Source organism: Terriglobus sp. ADX1, from assembly GCF_036877645.1.
In the GTDB taxonomy this organism is placed as follows: Bacteria; Acidobacteriota; Terriglobia; order Terriglobales; family Acidobacteriaceae; genus Terriglobus.
This window is the reverse complement of the sequence record NZ_JAEDXV010000019.1, coordinates 57169-75663: the sequence shown is the minus strand read 5'-3', so window position 1 is coordinate 75663 and position 18495 is coordinate 57169. Positions and strand designations below refer to the sequence as shown.

The 18495-nt window shown below is 56.3% G+C and carries 17 protein-coding genes and 1 riboswitch; of the genes, 13 read left to right on the top strand and 4 right to left on the bottom strand.

Features of this window, described 5'->3' with window-relative positions:
* Nucleotides 1–7: 7 nt before the first annotated feature.
* Entirely contained in the window at nt 8–877 is an 870-nt protein-coding gene (locus JAO32_RS13525) for a hypothetical protein (RefSeq protein WP_334241242.1), read from the top strand.
* A gap of 73 nt (nt 878–950) precedes the next feature.
* Here the strand turns inward: JAO32_RS13525 and JAO32_RS13520 are convergent, their stop codons facing one another.
* Together JAO32_RS13520 and JAO32_RS13515 are read right to left on the bottom strand one after the other, a co-directional pair.
* The gene (locus tag JAO32_RS13520; RefSeq protein WP_334241240.1) at nt 951–1937 is read right to left on the bottom strand and encodes a DUF6492 family protein; all 987 of its coding nucleotides are present in this window, start codon (nt 1935–1937) and stop codon (nt 951–953) included.
* Nucleotides 1934–3964, bottom strand: a complete 2031-nt coding sequence (locus JAO32_RS13515; RefSeq protein ID WP_334241238.1) for an exopolysaccharide transport family protein — start codon at nt 3962–3964, stop codon at nt 1934–1936. The genes JAO32_RS13520 and JAO32_RS13515 overlap by 4 nt, the downstream gene beginning before the upstream one ends.
* Nucleotides 3965–4117: 153 nt before the next feature.
* On the opposite strand from JAO32_RS13515, the gene JAO32_RS13510 reads away from it, so the two are divergent.
* From JAO32_RS13510 to JAO32_RS13470, 9 genes are all read left to right on the top strand, one after another.
* Nucleotides 4118–4876 carry a polysaccharide biosynthesis/export family protein gene (locus JAO32_RS13510; RefSeq protein ID WP_334241236.1) on the top strand — a complete coding sequence of 253 codons (759 nt, stop codon included), beginning with the start codon at nt 4118–4120 and terminating at the stop codon, nt 4874–4876.
* A gap of 14 nt (nt 4877–4890) precedes the next feature.
* Complete coding sequence (locus JAO32_RS13505) at nt 4891–6180, top strand: hypothetical protein (protein WP_334241234.1); 1290 nt, start codon at nt 4891–4893, stop codon at nt 6178–6180.
* Between the two features lie 68 nt (nt 6181–6248).
* Entirely contained in the window at nt 6249–7781 is a 1533-nt protein-coding gene (locus tag JAO32_RS13500; protein WP_334241232.1) for a glycoside hydrolase family 44 protein, read from the top strand.
* Nucleotides 7771–9171 carry a lipopolysaccharide biosynthesis protein gene (locus JAO32_RS13495; protein ID WP_334241231.1) on the top strand — a complete coding sequence of 467 codons (1401 nt, stop codon included), beginning with the start codon at nt 7771–7773 and terminating at the stop codon, nt 9169–9171. The genes JAO32_RS13500 and JAO32_RS13495 overlap by 11 nt, the downstream gene beginning before the upstream one ends.
* Before the next feature lie 141 nt (nt 9172–9312).
* The gene (locus JAO32_RS13490) at nt 9313–10062 is read left to right on the top strand and encodes a WecB/TagA/CpsF family glycosyltransferase (protein ID WP_334241229.1); all 750 of its coding nucleotides are present in this window, start codon (nt 9313–9315) and stop codon (nt 10060–10062) included.
* A gap of 52 nt (nt 10063–10114) precedes the next feature.
* Nucleotides 10115–11149, top strand: a complete 1035-nt coding sequence (locus tag JAO32_RS13485) for a GHMP family kinase ATP-binding protein (RefSeq protein WP_334241227.1) — start codon at nt 10115–10117, stop codon at nt 11147–11149.
* Nucleotides 11150–11168: 19 nt separating this feature from the next.
* Nucleotides 11169–11870 (top strand): nucleotidyltransferase family protein, encoded by a 702-nt coding sequence (locus JAO32_RS13480; RefSeq protein WP_334241226.1) that lies wholly within the window; start codon nt 11169–11171, stop codon nt 11868–11870.
* A 67-nt stretch (nt 11871–11937) separates the two neighbouring features.
* Nucleotides 11938–12570, top strand: a complete 633-nt coding sequence (locus JAO32_RS13475) for a GntR family transcriptional regulator (protein ID WP_334241223.1) — start codon at nt 11938–11940, stop codon at nt 12568–12570.
* A 22-nt stretch (nt 12571–12592) separates the two neighbouring features.
* On the top strand, nt 12593–13558 hold the full coding sequence (locus JAO32_RS13470; protein ID WP_334241221.1) for a sugar phosphate isomerase/epimerase family protein: 966 nt from the start codon (nt 12593–12595) through the stop codon (nt 13556–13558).
* Nucleotides 13559–13633: 75 nt separating this feature from the next.
* On the opposite strand, the gene JAO32_RS13465 is transcribed toward JAO32_RS13470, so the two are convergent.
* Both JAO32_RS13465 and JAO32_RS13460 read right to left on the bottom strand, forming a co-directional pair.
* Nucleotides 13634–14890, bottom strand: a complete 1257-nt coding sequence (locus tag JAO32_RS13465; RefSeq protein WP_334241219.1) for a nucleoside permease — start codon at nt 14888–14890, stop codon at nt 13634–13636.
* A 77-nt stretch (nt 14891–14967) separates the two neighbouring features.
* A complete protein-coding gene (locus JAO32_RS13460; protein WP_334241217.1) occupies nt 14968–15528 on the bottom strand; it encodes a DinB family protein in 561 nt (186 codons plus the stop codon).
* 138 nt (nt 15529–15666) lie between these two features.
* On the opposite strand from JAO32_RS13460, the gene JAO32_RS13455 reads away from it, so the two are divergent.
* The 3 genes from JAO32_RS13455 (at nt 15667) to JAO32_RS13445 (ending at nt 18491) form a co-directional block, all read left to right on the top strand.
* Nucleotides 15667–16866 (top strand): M48 family metallopeptidase, encoded by a 1200-nt coding sequence (locus JAO32_RS13455; RefSeq protein ID WP_334241215.1) that lies wholly within the window; start codon nt 15667–15669, stop codon nt 16864–16866.
* Nucleotides 16867–16965: 99 nt separating this feature from the next.
* Nucleotides 16966–17027, top strand: a riboswitch (guanidine-III (ykkC-III) riboswitch).
* A gap of 13 nt (nt 17028–17040) precedes the next feature.
* Complete coding sequence (gene sugE, locus JAO32_RS13450) at nt 17041–17364, top strand: quaternary ammonium compound efflux SMR transporter SugE (RefSeq protein ID WP_047495948.1); 324 nt, start codon at nt 17041–17043, stop codon at nt 17362–17364.
* Between the two features lie 119 nt (nt 17365–17483).
* Entirely contained in the window at nt 17484–18491 is a 1008-nt protein-coding gene (locus tag JAO32_RS13445) for a glycoside hydrolase family 43 protein (protein WP_334241212.1), read from the top strand.
* The last annotated feature ends 4 nt before the right edge of the window (nt 18492–18495 follow it).

Here is an 18495-nt window from a genome sequence, read left to right as displayed (position 1 = left end):
TCGAACCATGAAACTGCATCTGCTTTCCGCCTCGGTTTTGCTGGCCGCGCTGCCGGTCCTGGCTCAGGGACCCGCCGGGCCGGGTGCTCACCCATTTGCTCCCGGAGGCCCCGGTCCCATGGGATTCGGCTTCGGACATCAGCCGGTGACAAACGCGCCGTATTCCGCGACCTTTACCACCACGGCGACGGAAAAGCTGCAGGACGGCACTGCACTCACTCACACCGTGACGCGCACCGTCTCACGCGATTCGCTGGGCCGCACCCGTGAAGAAGTCACCTTCCCGGCACGCGGTACAGACGCTCAGCCACACACGATGATCACTATTTTTGACCCCGTCGCGAAGACCATCACCACACTACGTACGGAAAAGAAGATCGCCGTTGTGCGCGCCATCCCTGAGCCACGCGGCGATCGCGGACCGGGACGTCGTGGCCCCGGCGGTCCGCCTCCTACTGGCGACAACGCACAGAGCGCTCCGCACCGCGGACCCCGCGAAGACAAGAATGTTGCCACCACCGATCTGGGTAGCAAAACCATTGACGGTGTCGTAGCTACCGGCAAACGCATCACTCGCACCATCCCTGCGAACACCATGGGCAACACTGCAGCTATCGTCACCACGCACGAGGCATGGTTCTCGCAGGATCTGAAGGTGGAACTCAGCCGTTCAGATGTGAATCCGTTCCGCGGTACAGACACCATGACGGTCAGCGGCCTCACCAAGGCGGAACCTGCCGTCGCGTTGTTCAAAGTTCCGGAGGGATACACGGTGCAGGCGGCCCCGGATCGTGGCTTCGGACGCCGTGGTTTCGGCGGACCAGGGGGTCCGCGTCGCGGAGGAGACAATCCACCGCCGCCTCCGGCAGGGATGTAAATACTTCAGTAGCAATAGGAAAGGGGACGGCCAGCCGTCCCCTTTCCTATTGCCATCAAAAACTTAACTTAGATCAACGGCCGCCTAATGCGCCACCCGCTCGCTTCATCACCTGCCTGACAATCGCGGAGTATGTTTCTGCGATCTTCAACTTCAGATCGAACTGCCGGTCATACGGCTGCCGCTGGATGGGCATGTACGGCTCCAGCTTCTTCGTAATCTGATCAATGTTCAGACCAGTGTTGCTCTGGATCACGGCGAAGATGCCTTTGTCGTCCGGGGAGAAATGCTTTGCCGCATCCCACTTTTGTAAGTTTTCGCCGCCGGTGCCTGCGCGCCAAATGCTTTGACTGGTATGCAGTTCGACACCGCCTGGATCCGGGAAGGCATGGAATTGATCGATCAATCCCTGCTGCTCCGCGTTCAGCCAGTACAGCGTGTACTCGGTCCAATCCATGGCGTAACGCTGCAACAGCACCTTCATCCACGGAATGCCAAACATCTCTTCCAGCCGCTTGTGCAGGCTGCGGCAGAGCGTGGCAGAGAGCGTCACTGGCGTTAGCCAGATGCCGTCCTTGTCCAGATGCGGATCTTGCTGCAACAGTCCCGCGGACGACTTCCAGAAAGTCTCTTCGATCTTGCGCGACTGCATGTGCGTCAGCGCCTTGCCGCCCGGTAGCAGGGTATCCAGCGTGAAGGGATGCGTAGCAAATGTGTCCGGATCAAATACGAGGAAATACTCCGTATTGATCAGCTCGGAGCCATAGAGCTTGATGATTTGTTGACGATGCCAGTTGCGAATCTGGTGGCGCTGATTGAACTCCTGGAACACGCCAAAGTGTTCGCTTTCGTCGACGATCTCAATCGGAAAATCGCTCCACGCCTGCGAATACTTCTTTGCAGCTTCCACTTCGTCATGCGGGACGACGATCAGGAAGCGATCAAAGATGTCCGGCGTGGAGAAATGGCGCAGGGAAGAGAAGAGAATGTCGCAGCGGGGAATGTTATCGGCATAGTGCCGTCCCGTGGTCTTCAGCGGCATTACGGCGCTCAGCTTCATGCTGTTCCTCGTCCCAGCAGGAGGCGGTACAGCCAGCCGGGGATGTAATATTTGCGACCCGTCATTACCAGGCCATCCACGTTGCCGCCAATGTAGCTGGCCTGCGACAGGATTGTTTCCACGACAGGCTTGCGTGTTTTTTCTGCGGCAAGGATGAGCACGGTCAGGTCGGCGACTGTGGTTAGTTCCACGCTTTCAAACCATTGGTAAGCAGGTGGGGCCGTCACTACGACGTAGTCGTAGGTGGAGCGTAGTTCATGGAAGAGATTGATCAACCGCGACCGTGTCATGGTCATGCCGACGGTGATCACAGCATCCTTCGTCAACGGACGCAGCGCCAGCAACGAACCCTCTGCCGGTGTATCGCCCTCTTCTTCCATGTGTACCAGCGCTACGCGCCCTGGCGATCGTGGCTCCAGTGCCTCCACCAGGCCGCGCGCCACCATGCCCATGCCGCCCTCGTTCTGCCCGGTCAGCAACAGGATTGTCTTGCCCTGACCGCCGGTGGGAACAGAATCGGCAGCGGCGATCAGGCGGCCAAATGCACGTCGGGCTGTCTGTTCCGGTGCACCGCGTCGCGCAATATCGGAGAGCACTGGCAGATGCAGGCTGCGTTCTGCTTCATTTGGCGAAAGGAACGTCTCGCGCATGCTCGACGCTATGATGACCACCACGATTGTGATTAGAAAGGAAGCAACGACCGCAGCAGCGATGAATAGCATGCGCGAATTGGTGCGTTTGCGCGGCACGGTGGGCGTTTCGATCATGCGCACGTTCGTCGTGCCAGAGGTCATCGTCTGGTTCTGTTCGACGCGTGCTTTTTCTACCTGCTCGGCATAATTCTTGGCTGTCTCTGCCAGCAGATCACGCTGCGACGTGAGGCGCGCCAGCGTATCGTTCACGCTGATCAGGTCTTTCAACTTGCCCTGCGATTCGGCGACCTGCGTTTGCAATACGTTGTAGCGGCCCTGCGCTCCGGCGAGAGATGCCTGTGCCTGCGATAGCTGACCGTTTACCTGATCTTTGAAGTTGTTGTAGCCCACGCGCGTCGCAACAGAAACCTGCTTCTTCTGTTGTTCGATGGAGGTCTCTAACTGCGCAATCTGCGCTTCCACCTGCGTGACAAAAGGGGATGTAGGCAGGTAGCGCGACATCAGGTCTGCGCGCTTGGCTTGAAGCTTGAACAGGTCCGATTCCATCGTGCCGATGGTGTGCGCCGCTTCTGTGCTGTCGCGGAACAGTTCTACTTCCTGCGGTACATGGGATGCGTTGTTCTGCAGCACATCCACAGTGCGGCGCGCATCAGCGACTGCTGTCTCGGCCTCTGCCAAACGTTGGCGCAACTGGCCATCCAACTGCACGGCGGAATCAATCTGACCCTTCACATCCACTACGCCATGCTGCTTTTCATAGGCTTCAATCTGTCCGTTCGCGGTATCGAGTTGCGCTCGGATGTTGTCGCGCTGTTGCGTTAGAAAAGCCACACGACCTGACGTGAGAATCTCCGAGCGCTCCTCAAAGTACACAGCCAGGAGCGTCTTCAATGCAGCGGCGGCATGTTGTGGATCCCGGTCGCGATAGGTGACTTCAATCACGTCGCCGGTTTCCAGCTTGGAAACCTTCAGATGGCGTTCAAACTCGGTCAGTCGCTTATCGATATCTTCGGAAGAGGCGCCAGCGCCCATCTCACGACGTACCACGTCGCGATGCAGTTCGGCGCTTTCCAACAACTGCTGTTCAACGTCCGCTGCTGGAGGAGCATTCAGCGAGCGCGCATTCTGGACGCCTCCGGTTTGTAGATCGTACACACCGCCGTTCAGTGCCAGAAGGCGCGCACGTGCCATGTAAGACGGGGGCAACAATAGTGCCACCAGAACGCCGATCAACAGAAGTATGAACGCCAGCAGAAATGCCAGGCGGCGATAGTAAAACGCTACATTCAGTAGATCGCGCAGAGATGGGGAACGCAGCCCCGGAGTGGGAGGCGGGACGTTGACCGAAGGAGTAGGGTTAAGAATTGTCGTCACTCAAAACCGCTTCGTTTTCACCAGAAAAGCAGATAGGTACATGCAGCATCTCAGTTGACATACTCAACCTGTGCTTCTCTCGTGACTCTGCACCATTATTTAGGCAATAATAACATTCGATATCTCTCGGAATGAGAGGTGCGGAGGGCGGATATGGTCCCGGTTTATCCACGGAAAAACACGCGCATCCTCTTCCGTTTGGCGATTCTTCTGGTTGCTGCAACGCTCTCTGTGTGGGGATCACTCATCGCTTCCAGTCAGACACCGGCACAGCCTGCCCCAGCGCCTCCGGCGCACTACACGCTGGAGGAGTACCGTCTTGCTCCTGGCGATGAGCTTTCCATCAATTTCCCCAATAATGCAGAGCTGAACCACGTCGGCCCTGTTGGTCCCGATGGCCGTGTTCCCATTCCTCTGCTGGGCAATGTCCTGCTGGCGGGTGACACGTCCACACAAGCTGCTGCCATCATTACCAATGCGCTGCGTGACGCTGGCATAGCTGCCAAAGCCGTGCCGGACATCACCATCATGCGTTATGGAACCACCGTCTACGTAGGTGGTCAGGTGAAGTCGCCTGGTGCCATTCAGCTTGCGTCGGGAATGGACGTTCTGCAGGCCATCATCGCTGCCGGTGGCATGACCGATATGGCTCGCACTGCTCAGGTCGCCATCATCCGCCGTACTTCGGACAATCATGCGAACGTCTTCTACGTCAGCATAAGGGACTACACCAAGGGCCGCCCCAACGGTGTCATCGCCACGCTGGAACCGCGCGATGTGGTGTTCGTCCCCCGCAGCAAGATCACGGAAGTGGACATGTGGATCGACGAATACATCAATAAAACGATCCCCTTCAGCCGCAATTTCAGCTACAGCTACGGTAACTATCCTGTGACCACGGTGGCCAAGTGATCCAGCAGCAACGGGTGCCTGCGTTCGTCCTCCGGCGTACGCAGAAGACGTTCCGCGCACCTGTTGTTACCATCGATTCGCCGGACGAACTGCCCATCCGATGGCCGCAGTTCTTGTTGCTGTTCGCAGTGCTTCCGCTCTTCGGCGAAGTCTTCCATTACCTGAAGGTTCTGCCACCCATGTGGGCGCTATCAAAGGCGTTCCCAATCATCACGCTACCGCTGTGCTTCTTCGCCATGAAGGACGGCCCGGCACCGCGCGGCTCGCGACAGATGCTGCTCTCGCTGCTGTACCTGTTCCTTGTCCCGAGTTTCACGGCGATCTTCTCTTTCCAGCAGGACTTCTTCCTCGGACTCACCGCGCAGGTAAAGTTGCTGCCCATCCTGTATTTCTTTTCTTTCACCGGCTTATTGCGGTTGCTGAAGCCCACCTCCAGCGAGATTGCGAAGGGCTTTCTTTACTGGGGACTGTTGCTATTTGCTGTGCTCGTTCTGCTGTGGATCTTAGTGCCGCAGTCTGTTTATGAAGTCCTGCATAAAGCGGGCGATGCACCCATGTTCAGCCACGATAGCCGTGGCAATCGCATCCGAATGCCATATCTTTTCGGCACAATCGGCATCTTCTATTGTTTCCGTCGCTACTTCGCAGAGAAGAACGTGAAGTGGCTTCTGGCCACAATTGTTGGCTTTGTTTCAGTTATTGGACTCATCCGCATGCGAGCCGCCGTGCTTGGCTTGTCGCTCGTGTTTGCAATCAATATGCTGCGTTTCTCCAAACCTAAGACGCGGATCGTCGTCCTTGCCCTACTACCCTTTGCCGGTGCTGCGTTGCTATCCGTTCCTTACGTAGCATCTACGTTCAACACAGGCACACAAGCCGGATTTGATCTTCGTAACGGAACGATTGAAAGAGCCATTGCCTTTTTGGGGAACAATCCATTGCGATGGGCGATCGGTGTCGGCACAATCACGCCTTTAGATACTACGGGCCTCATTCGCTACTTCAACCACTCGTTCTTTCTTGCGGATATCACCTGGCTCGGCATCGTGTTTGAGTATGGCCTCATCGGCGCGGTGCTTTTGCTGATGATTCCTGTACGCGGCTTATGGGAATCGCGTCATGTTCGCGCCTCGCGTCAGGGAGCGTTTCTCGGATCGTTACAGGATTATCTGATCTATTCCCTACTAATCTCTACCGGCTATCCGCTCACCATGGCGCCTGGTGAATTTGCCATGATCCTCGCCATTCTGGTGCATGAAAGCGCGCGCTACGGCGCGAATGATCCAAGGTTTCGCTATTCATGAAGATTCTGTCACTCGTTCTCTGTGCGGCTCTTTGCGCCGCTTGTTATGGACAACAGAGCGCACCACGCGTGACGAACATTACAGTGGACGCCAGTCGTAATCGTCATCCCATCAGTCCACTTATCTATGGTGTGAATTTCGGCACAACGAAGCAGCTTCAGCTTCTGCGAGCTCCTGTGAATCGACTTGGAGGCGCAGCAGCCGGGGTTTACGACTACCAATCCGGAGCCCGTAACGCAGGCAACAACTGGTTCTTCGAAAGCTATCCATCCAATAAAGCAGACATCCTCGCGCAATATGGGGAAGACTTCATTGCACTGACACAACGTGCCGGTGCAGACAGCATGATCACCATCCCCATGATGGGATGGGTAGCGAAACTCGGTCCGAATCACACGCGCCTATCCAGCTACTCCATTGCGAAGTACGGATTGCAGAAAGCCACGGACACACAAGGCATGACGGAAGCTGGTAACGGCATTCGTCTCGACGGCAGCGTTATCCATAACGATCCCAACGATGCGATGCAGCCAGACACCCCCGCCCGCGAAGCCGTATGGGTGCGTTCGTTGATGAAGAATCGTCACCCTGGTGAAACGCGTTATTACCTGCTTGGCAACGAGCCCTCTCTCTGGCATGAGAGTCGGAGCGACGTGCACCCGGAAGGCGTACATGCCTCGGAGTTGCTCGCGAAAACGTTGGCTTTGGCAGCTGCGATTCGCAAGGCTGATCCCGCTGCAAAGATCGTCGGGCCAGAAGAATGGTCACCTATCGGAACACTCAACAGTGGTTTCGATAATCAGCTTCAGTCGACAAAGGGAAGTGCAGCTACTGATCGTGTTCGCGAAACCGGCGGTATGGATTTGTTGCCGTGGTTACTCCGTAAATGGAAGTCTGCAGGCCATCCTGTGGATATCGTTAGTGTCCATTACTATCCACAGAGCAACCAGTACAGCGATGACGTGAGCGAATCCATGCAGCTTCTTCGCAATCGCTCCACACGCGGCTTGTGGGATCCGAACTATCACGATGTGCCGTGGGTTCCAGTGAATACAGCGCTGATTCCCTCGTTGCGCGCGATGGTGGATCGTGATTACTTCCGCGGTACGCCCATTGCCATTACCGAGTACAGCTGGGGCGCAGACGAACACATGAATGGTGCCACCGCGCAGGCGGACGTTTTGGGCATCTTTGGCCGCGAGAATCTTTCGCTCGCCACCCGCTGGATTGCACCACCGGATGGTTCTCCAACCTTCCTCGCAATGCAGATGTATCGCAATTATGACGGGCGTGGCGGCAGCTTTGGCGACGTCAGCATCTCGGCATCCGCACCGGATACGGATAACGTCAGCGCATTTGCAGCAGAACGTAATGCAGACCATGCCGTTACGGTTATGGTCATCAACAAGCAGCTCCACGAAGCTGCAAGTGTCCGTGTAGCGTTGCATGGCGTGTCAGCCTCTGGCACAGTGGAGACGCACACACTGTCGTTGGGCAAATTGTCGACTTCGTTGCCAACCGGGTACAGCAACGGCGTAATTTCATCCGTACTTCCCCCGCAAAGCATTACTCTGTTCGTTGTGCATGGACATGGCGGCTAATACTCGCGAACCTTCCAACCCCTCGGCGTCACGCGTTGGTGCCCTTACCCGTACGCTGGCCACGGCAAGCACGCGCTTGCTTGATTTGCCCACGCGTTACGGCCTTCATCTGCTCATCGCGCTGCGTCTTGGCATTGAGGATGTAGGTGCGTTCTACATTGTCTTCAGCGTCATGACCATGGCCTCGGGACTAGGGCGGCTTGGTGTGGATCGCGCCATGACTCGCGAAGTCGCTGCTGCTCTAGGGCGCGATCTTCCCAGCACCGCACGCCGCATCGCATGGCGCGGTATGCGCCTTACGCTGCTGAACTCCGCAGTGATTACGGCAGCGCTCGTACTGCTTTCAAAGCCGATTGCGCTGTACATCCTGCATAAGCCGGCAATGGCGATTCCGTTGGCGATTGGTGCAATCTCCATCTTTCCGCAGAACATTGCTAACGCCGCGGCTGGCGTGCTGGCCGGTCTGGGCCGCGTGGCTACCAGCCAGATGATCTATCAATGGCTTTGGCCGGCACTCTTCTGCGCCGGTGCACTCGTGTTGCACCTGGATGTCAATCGCACACTGCTGCTGATTGTGGCCGCGATGTTGTTGAATGCGGTGTTTGGTGTGGTGCTCATGCTGCGTGTGTTGCCGGTGCGCCATGCGGAACATACAACTCTCGATGTGCCTTCACTCTCGCGTCTTGGTGTGCAGTTGTTCAGCGCAGAGCTTCTGCAGCTTGCGATTTCGTCTGCACCGCCTTTTGTTCTTGGCATCGCTGCCTCCACGACAGAGGTTGCTCGCTACGCTGTGGTCTGGCGCATCGTGCTTCTGTTGAACCTGTTGGTTTCCGCGATGGCCGCTGTTGCCTCACCGCAATTTGCTGCTGCATCTGCGCGTGGAGATCGTGCAACGCTGCGTCGTGTTGCACAGCAGACTGTGGGCGTAACGGTTGCTCTTTCGGTGTTCCCCACGCTGCTTCTCGCAATCAATCCAGCATTCTTTCTTACTCGCTTTGGAGCGGGGTACGCACCTGCGGCACCGGCCATGCGCATTCTTCTTCTCGGACAGCTTTCACTTATCCTCTGCACGGGTGTTCCAGAACTGCTTGGTATGACCGGCCATGCTCGCACTCTGCTGAAGATGAATGTTGTTTCCATCGCTGTTCTTCTGCTTGGATTAGGTGCGCTCACGCCGCATTTCACGGATGCGGGAGCTGCGGCAGGAACAGCGCTTGCCATGTTGGTGAACGCTATTGGCGTTAGCTTTGCCGCGAAGCGTGACTTGGGTCTTATGCCCCTATGGAATTTCCTTCAGGATGGGCGTTTACAGCTTCGGCAACGTTTCAGTCCGGCCACTCCTGAAGATGCGCCAGTCGATGCAGATATAACCGATGTCAGCAACGTCTGACTGCGATACCACTTTGGGAATGCAGTGTCTCTGAAGTGCTGTTTCCTATTGAAAATCGCGGGAGAATACGTGGTCCCGATGCTATACTTCGCCTATCTACCACTAAAGGCCTAAGCCCTCTACATGCCGGCAGAAACACCATTGTCAGTAAGGAATCTGCCGTATCAGCCAGGCACCATCGATGAAGTTGCGATGCGTGTTGTGCAGCATGCAGAGACAAAAGGACCCACACATCTTGTCATTGCGGTTAATGGACAAGTCTTCGTACTTGCTCATCAGCAGCCGCGATTTGCGGATGTGATCCGCCGTGCGGAAGAAGTCGTTCTCGATGGTATCTCTGTCTTTCTTGCTACACGGGCTCTGCGTGATTCAGACGCACATCGAGTACAGGGAGTGGAACTGGTCACACGCATTTGCCAATGCGCCAATGCTTACTCGCAGCGTGTGATGCTGCTTGGTGGTCGTCCTGGTGCGGGTGAAAAGACGAAGGCGCTTCTTGCAAAGACATGTCCGAACCTGATTGTCGATGTGCACTGTCCGCCGTTCGGCTTTGAGCGCACAGAAGAAGGTTTGGAAACGGTGCGTCAGGCCATTCGCAACTTCGCCCCGGATATTCTCTTTGTTGCCTTCGGCGCCCCAAAGCAGGAGTACTTCATGGACCAGCACATTCGCCCAATGAATGTGCCTGTTGCGATGGCAGTCGGCGGCAGCTTTGAGATGATCAGTGGCATGGTTCGCCGCGCTCCCGCATGGATGCAGGCGATTGGTATGGAGTGGCTCTTCCGTGCCATTATGGAGCCGCGCCGCTTGCTGTGGCGTTACGTTTATACGAACACGGTCTTCATCTGGCTCTTCCTGTGCGAACGGTTTTCGCGCCCCACTAACGCATAAGCCGCACGCTCATTTCGTGCGCTGATCTTTTCGAAAGGGATCATCGAACGCCATGCCCCTCTATCGCGCGCGTGCCCCGCTTCGTCTCGGACTTGCCGGTGGCGGCACAGACGTTTCCCCTTACTGCGATCTCTTTGGTGGCGCTGTACTCAACGCCACCATCAGCCTCTTCGCGCATACGACGTTGCAAACAAACACAGACGAATGCATCCGTTTTATTGCGCAGGACCTCGACATCGTAGAAGAGTTTCCTCTGGATGCTCCTATCCCGGAGGACAACAAACTCTCGCTACACCGCGGTGTTTACAACCGCATGATCGGCGACTATCGCAATGGCAAGCGTGAACCGCTTACACTCATCACGCATTGCGATGCGCCCGCGGGTAGCGGTCTTGGATCGTCATCCACGATGGTGGTCTCTATGCTGCGCGCATTTGATGAAGCGTGGAGCCTTGCGCTGGGCGAATACGACCTTGCACAACTTGCCTTCGCGATTGAGCGTATCGATATTGGTCTGCATGGCGGACGGCAGGACCAGTACGCAGCGGCCTTCGGCGGATTCAACTTCATGGAGTTCCATGACACAACGCAGGTGTTGGTCAATCCACTGCGTGTGCGTCAGGATATTATTTCGGAACTGGAAGCATCGCTTATCCTCTTCTACACCGGTAAATCGCGTTCTTCCGCGGCAATCATCGAGGAAGAATCGAAGAACGTCCGTGACAAGAACGAAGATGCCATGGACGCTATGCATCGCACCAAACAGGAAGCCTTCCGGATGAAGGCCGCATTGCTTCGCGGTGAAGTCCACGTTATGGGCGACATCATGAAAGAGGCGTGGCGGCAGAAGAAGCGTCTCGCATCCAGCATCTCCAACGCGACGATTGACGCACTCTATGACACGGCGCTACGCGAAGGTGCTTACTGCGGCAAGGTTTCCGGTGCAGGTGGTGGCGGTTTCATGATGTTCCTCGTCGATCCTGCGCGTCGTTTGCGTGTGGAGGCTGCATTGAACGCAACCGAAGCGGGCCGCACCATGGCATGCAGCTTCATGGTTGAAGGCGCTACAGCATGGCGCACACGCTAACAGAACGGAGTAACGCCTGATGGAAGCCATCATTCTTGCGGGAGGGAAGGGGACACGCCTTGCTGGTGTCGTTCCGAATCTTCCGAAACCAATGGCGCCCATCGCGGGACATCCGTTTCTTCGCTATCTTCTGCAATCGCTGCAGCAGCAGGGATTCACACGTGTCATCCTCTCCATCGGCCACCTTGCCGCAGAGATTCGCAATGGTTTCGCGCATTGGGATGGCCCGCTTGAGATCGTTTTTTGCGAAGAGAAGGAACCGCTCGGCACCGGCGGAGCAATTCGCGCTGCTATGCGCATGGCACAAAGTGAGTCTGTCTTCGTTCTTAACGGTGATACCTTCGCCACTGTTGATTACGCAGCAATGCAGCAACAACATATTGCTGAGGCAATCGCACTCAGCCTTGCGCTGATGCCGGTTCCGGACACAGCACGTTATGGTGCAGTCCAGGTGGATGGAACGCACGTGCTGGGGTTTTCAGAGAAGGGTCGCACCGGCCCCGGATATATCAATGCAGGTGTCTATCTCATGCAGAGAAATCTACTGGAAACTCTCCACCTGCCGGAACGGTTTTCTTTTGAAGAGCAAGTGCTGATGCAGCATCTTCATGACCTGCATCCCAGTGCATTTCTCGCCAGCGGGTACTTCATCGACATTGGTATACCAGAGGATTACGCGCGTGCGCAGGAAGAGCTGCCTCGCCATATCCCGTTAGCGTGACCTGTAGTACAGGTCTTTTGTCCATTGCAGTTCCCATGTGTCCTATAAATCACACATAATGGATGCCATGTCAGATGGCACACAGCGCCAGTCCATGGCGGACCGCGTCAAGCACGAGTTACTAAGTCGCATCATGGATGGCCGCATGGCACCCGGCCAGCGCATCGTCGAACTCCATATTGCCGACGAGATGAAGACCAGCCAGGGGCCCGTGCGTGAAGCACTGCGCGAATTGGAAGCGATGGATCTCATCATTACGGAACCGTACAAGGGAACACGCGTTCGCGAGATCACCCCCAAGCAAATCGAGGACGCCTATGATGTGCGTGCCGTGCTGGAGCGGCTCGCCGCAGTTTCTGCTGCGAAGCATTTCAAAGGCAATGTTGCAGCATTGCGCAAACAGGCGAACGCGGTGGAAACAGCCGCGCGGCATAAGAATCAGAGCGCTTATGGCCATCATGATGTGCAGTTCCATCGCATGATCGTCGCTGCTGCAAACAACCGTGCGTTGTTGCGAAGCTGGGAGGCGTTAGCGTATGAAGTCCGCATTGCTACACGTCTTGGCAAAGCGCATGTCGATTTGCTGGAAGCGCAGGCCATTCATTGGCAAGTAATCGAAGCTTTGGAAAAAGGCAATGGTGCCGCTGCGGGCCGCATGCTTGCAGCCAACGTTGTTACAGCCTTCCATCCTCACGATTGATTTCGTTTAAAGGATTAGCGCAATGAAATTAGGTCTTCTCACCGCAGTCTTTGGGCAATTGAACTTTGATCAACTTTTGGAAGAGTTGAAGAAGTATCCACAGCTCACAACATTGGAATTTGGAACGGGAAACTTTACCAGCGATCGCCATGTTGGCCTTGACGATCTGCTTGCCTCACCGCAGCGCGCGAAGGATTTCCGTCGTCGCGTAGAGGATACCGGTAGGATCATCAGCGCGCTCTCCTGCCATGGCAATTCCATTCACCCTGATCCTGCAGTCGCATCGCGTGAAGATAAGGTATTTCGCAAAACTATCCAGCTTGCGCAACTGCTGGAGGTTCCCGTGGTGAATACTTTCAGCGGCTGTCCTGGTGCGGGCCCAGATGACAAAATTCCGAACTGGATCACGACACCCTGGCCACCGGAATACTCGGATGCGCTCGATTGGCAGTGGAATGAGCGCGTCATTCCTTACTGGAAAGAAGCAGCCGCTTTCGCCGCAGATCATGGCATCCGAGTCGCGCTCGAAGCGCATCCGGGCTTCGTGGTGTACAGCCCGGAGACGGCATTGCGTCTGCGTGAAGCTGCGGGTAAGAGCATTGGTGTGAACTTTGATCCAAGCCATTTCTGGTGGCAGGGCATTGATATTCCCACGGCCATTGCGGACCTTGGCGAGGCCATCTTCCACTTTCATGCAAAGGATGTTTTCATCTCTCCGAATAATCGCGCAAAGAACGGTGTGCTGGACACGAAGAGCTATCGCGATATGGCGCAGCGTTCGTGGCTCTTCCGGTCTGTTGGTTGGGGACACGGTGAACTCGAATGGAAAACCATCGCTTCCGCTCTGCGCCTTGCAGGATACGACTACGTGCTCTCCATCGAGCACGAGGATGCACTTGCAAGCATCCATGAAGGCTTAAGCTCCGCCATCAACATGCTCACTCGCGTTCTGCTGACAGAGCCGCAGGTAGAGCCTTGGTGGACGTAGGGATTCTGGCTGCGCGAAATGCAAAAGAAAAGGGGATGCGAAAAACTCGCATCCCCTTTCTACGTTGTTGACTGTCTAGATCGTGCCTTCTGCTACAGCCGAGCCCTCCACCACCAGTGGCGTGGTGCTCAGGGTAGAGTCCGCGTCGTCCTCGTTGTCCTTGAAGACGGCGGTGAACAGTACCAGAACCACCAGCGACAGCCCCGCCGCCACGATCCAGATAGCACGCCAGTTGTGCGCGGTGGAGCCGTCGGGCAGCGTAGTTGCATACTTGTCCACCACCACGCCGCTGAGCCATGCGCCCACCAGCATCCCCACGCCGTAGGTGATCAGCGTGATCAGACCCTGCGCAGCACTACGGTAGGCCAGCGGAGCCTTGCGGTCGGTGTAAATCTGGCCCGTGACGAAGAAGAAGTCATAGCAGATGCCATGCAGCAGAATTCCAAGCCACAGCATCCACACGCCTGATCCGGGGTTGCCATATGCGAAGGCCGTGTAACGAAGTACCCATGCCAGCATGCCACTGACCAGCATCCACTTCACACCCAGGCGGCGGAAGAACCATGGAATCAGAAGCATGCAGCCAAGTTCGCTCATTTGGCCACCTGTCATGATGCCCGCCGCATTGTGTACCTGCAACTGGTTCAGGAAGGGATTGGTGAAGGCATAGTAGAACTGCAGCGGAATGCAGATGAGGAACGATGCAATAGCGAAGATCAGAAAGCTCTTATCGCGGAACATGCGACGGACTTCCACCGGGAACAGGTTGCCCACGGAGAAGGGTTCCGTGGCCTGCGGCGGCGTGGAGGGCAGCGTAAGCGCGTAGAAGGCCATGATCACGGAGGCAATCGCGGAAATCTTCAGCGGCAGAGAGGTAGCGTCGGCGTGGAAGTAGCTGATCAGCAGGCCAGCGCAGATCCAGCCAAAGGTGCCCAGCACGCGGATGGGTGCGAACTCCGTCTTGGGGTTGTTGATATGGCGGAAGGCGACCGTATTTGCCAGCCCAAGCGTGGGCATGAAGAGAATCGCGTAGGTCAGGATGATGCCATATAGCGGACCATAATGTGTCTGGTTCGATGCCAGGTACAGCAGCACGGCGCCGACGAGGTGCAGCAGGGCCAGCATGTATTGCGCAGGCATCAGGTTATCCGCAACCCAGCCTGCAAGGAACGGCGAGACGAGTGCGCCAATGGCGGTGCTACCTACAATCCACCCGGTTTGCACGCCGGAGAAGTGCAGCGTCTGGCTCACCCAAGTGCTGACGGTTACGTACCATCCACCCCAGATGAAAAACTCCAGGAACATCATTGCTGCAAGTTTTACTTTGGTCATTCGACAGATGGTCCTTATATGTCTTGTAAAGGTGTATGTGTCAGCTTACTGGTAACGCGCGTTTCTGCGCTAGAGTCTTACTTGACTCCGTTTGCCGGATTCCAGGAACCCTGCAGCTTGCGCACGTACAAAATCTGGCCTGTATGGTAGGCATTATGTGTTCCAACGTGCGCCAGCGTGCTGGCAGCCTTGGCCAGTTCCGCATCGGAGGCATGCTCCGTCCACTCCTCAAATCCAGTCATAACCTTGTCCAGTCGGGAGACGATGTCCGCCCAGCTCTTGGCGTCGAATTTATTGAACGTTTCATCGTTATTGCCACTGAACTGCGCTGGTTTTTCGCCACGAAGCTGCTGTAGATTCCGCTCATTCCAGAAGACCAGATGGGCGGCCAGCATTCCCACGGAATGGTTGTTTTCCGGGTCGATCTTGCCGGCGGCATTTCTGGGGATCCAACTGGCCTGTTCGGGAGAAATTCCCGCTACGGCGGTATTTACCGGAGTAAACCATTCTGCTTTGTTATGTGACGATCGCAATTGCTCCAGCAGGATGGAGCGTAGGGTGGCGGGCGCGGCAGGTGACTGCGCGGAAAGTGCAGTCGCGGCCAGCAGTGATGCTGCGAAAACGACGGAACGAAGCATGGAGGGCAGTATACGCAGGGCAGAACAGACTTCGATAGCTGCGCTGCTTGGCGTTCCCGGCGCCGGGACACACCGTAACTTCCCGGCGTAAACTGCGTCTAACAACATAGGGCTTTGTGCGCCCGGGAGCTTCCTCCAATGAAACTGAAGAATCTGGTTCTCCTCACCACTCTTGCCGCGGTTCCAGCCGTGCCCGTGGTTGCGCAAACCTCCGGACAGCAGACGCCCACTTCCACCACGTCCTCGAACCCCGGCAATACGCCGCAGTCGAAGTCGCCTACCAACGGCGGTCCCACCGGCGATGGCCCGGTGACTGCGACCAAAGAAGACATGGATAAGGCGCGCGCGGAAGCCGCGAAGAATAACAATCAGCCCATTCCCGAACCCGGCGACGAACTGAAGAAGGACATTAAGAAGGGGTCGGAAGAAGACGTCAACGCTACCGGCACGCGTGACATCGGCGGCCGTGGCCTGGGCAACTGGTTTTCAACGGACTGGGAAGTCCGCAACGGCAAATCCTATGCCGTGGAGATTGAGCGTTCCTCACACCTCATTACGGATCCCGTCATCGTTGAGTACGTGAACCGCGTCGGTCAAAACATCGTGAAGAACTCTGACGCGAAGGTGCCGTTCACGATCAAGGTCATCGACTCCGATGAGATCAACGCCATGGCTCTGCCGGGTGGTTTCTTCTACGTGAACAGCGGTCTCATCCTTGCCGCGGACAATGAGAGCGAACTCGCCGGCGTGATGGCGCACGAGATCGCACATGTATGCGCGCATCATGCTGCGCGACAGATGACTCGTCTGGAATACATGCAGCTTTCCACTGTGCCGCTCATCTTCATGGGTGGTTACACAGCATATGGCATCTACGAAGCATCGCAGCTTGCCATTCCGCTTGGCTTCCTGAAGTTCTCACGTAATTTCGAGGCGGAAGCTGACTACCTCGGCATTCAGTACGCTTACCGCTCGGGCTACGATCCGCAGGGCCTCATCACCATGTTTGAAAAGCTGGACGCGCTAGAGAAGCGCAAGCCGGGTGTGCTGGCGCGTGCCTTCTCCGACCATCCGCAGACTCCGGATCGTATCGACCGCTCCGAGCAGGAGATTGCAACGATCCTTCCGGCGCGTCCGGATTATCTGGTGACGTCGTCGGAGTTTGACGACATCAAAGCGCGTCTGGCTCGCATCCAGAACAAGCGCAAGGTTGATGGTGGCAAGGACGGCAACAAGCCCACGCTGCGCCGCACCTCTGCCAGCAATAACGATCCAGCCAGCACGCAGGACAGCGGTAACAGCAATGACAACCGCCCAGTGCTCAATCGTCGTGATTAAAGCATCTTTCAAGAAGCGAAAAGGCCCGCATTTGCGGGCCTTTTCTATGTCATAGAGGAAGAATCAGAATGATATCTTAGTAGAGGAAACGCAAAATCTAACCTATCGATTTTCGATCCGGACGAGACGCGCCGTACCCGGTAAGGACAAGACGACGCAGCGGAGCGTCTCTTTATGTCGAACCCCTGGGTTCTTATCTTTGTCGCGGGTCTTCTTGAAACCACATGGGCCGTAGGCCTGAAATACACGCATGGTTTCACACGCCTGTTTCCCAGCATTTTCACTCTCATCGCACTTGCAGGCAGCATGTATCTGCTGGCTCGCGCAGCGCAGACGCTTCCTATCGGTACGGCATACGCTGTATGGGTGGGCATCGGCGCAGTAGGTGCCGCTATCCTCGGCATTGCACTCTTTGACGAACCGGCAACAGCGCCGCGTCTGCTCTTTCTTACGATGCTGATTGGTTCGATCCTCGGCTTGAAGTACACGTCGCACTAGTCGTCACTGCTTGCGTTTCCTTCCGAAAGGAGCAGGATCGCTGCATGAATGCGGTCCTGCCTACGCCTGCGCTTGTTTGCGTAAGGCAATCCATCTTTGTCGGTCTACAATCAACCGCAATGCGTATTCGATCCCTTCTTGCCACGCTTCTTTTCGCGGCCACTGCTACGGCGCAGTCCACCTTTACGAATCCCGTGCTCGATCACGGCCCTGATCCGTGGGTGGTTCGCTATAAGGGCTCGTACTTTTACATGAACACTACGGGCAAGGATCTGCAGATTCGCAAAACCACAGACATGGCTTCTTTGGATAAAACCACTCCGGTCGTGGTGTGGACTCCTGAGCCAGGCCACGCATGGTCGAAAGAGTTGTGGGCACCCGAATTACATCGCTGGGGCAACAAGTGGTACATCTACTTTGCTGCGGACGCGGGTAAGAATGAAGATCATCGCATCTACGTCGTCGAGAATCTGTCAGACGATCCAACTCAGGGTACGTGGACGCTGAAAGGCAAGGTTGCTGACAGCACGGACAAGTGGGCCATTGACGCTTCTGTCTTCGAGCATCGCGGCCAACATTACATCATCTGGTCAGGCTGGCAGGGTGATCACGATGGCGAACAGGACATCTTCATCGCGCATATGAGTAACCCATGGACTATCGACAGTCCACGCACACTCATCGGCAAGCCCACATACGAATGGGAGTTGCACGGTGATCTGCCGGGGCGCCACGTCAGCGTCAATGAAGGGCCTGAGTTCCTGCCGCATGGCGATAAGGTCTTCGTCACCTTCTCTGCCAACGGTTGCTGGACTGACTTCTACTCCCTGGGTGAACTGGAGGCCAAGGCAAACGCAAATCTGCTTGATGCCAGGAGCTGGACCAAGATCAATCATCCGTTCTTCACGACAGATGCATCGGCCCACGCATATAGCCCCGGTCACAACGGATTCTTTACCGCGCCCAACGGTCAGAACTGGATCGTCTATCACGCGAATCCAGAGCCAGGGCAGGGCTGCGGCAATCACCGCTCACCGCGCATCCAGCCCTTCACGTGGAATGCAGACGGTACGCCGAACTTCGGTAAGCCGGTGTCAATCCAGCAACCGATACCTCGTCCACAGTGATCGC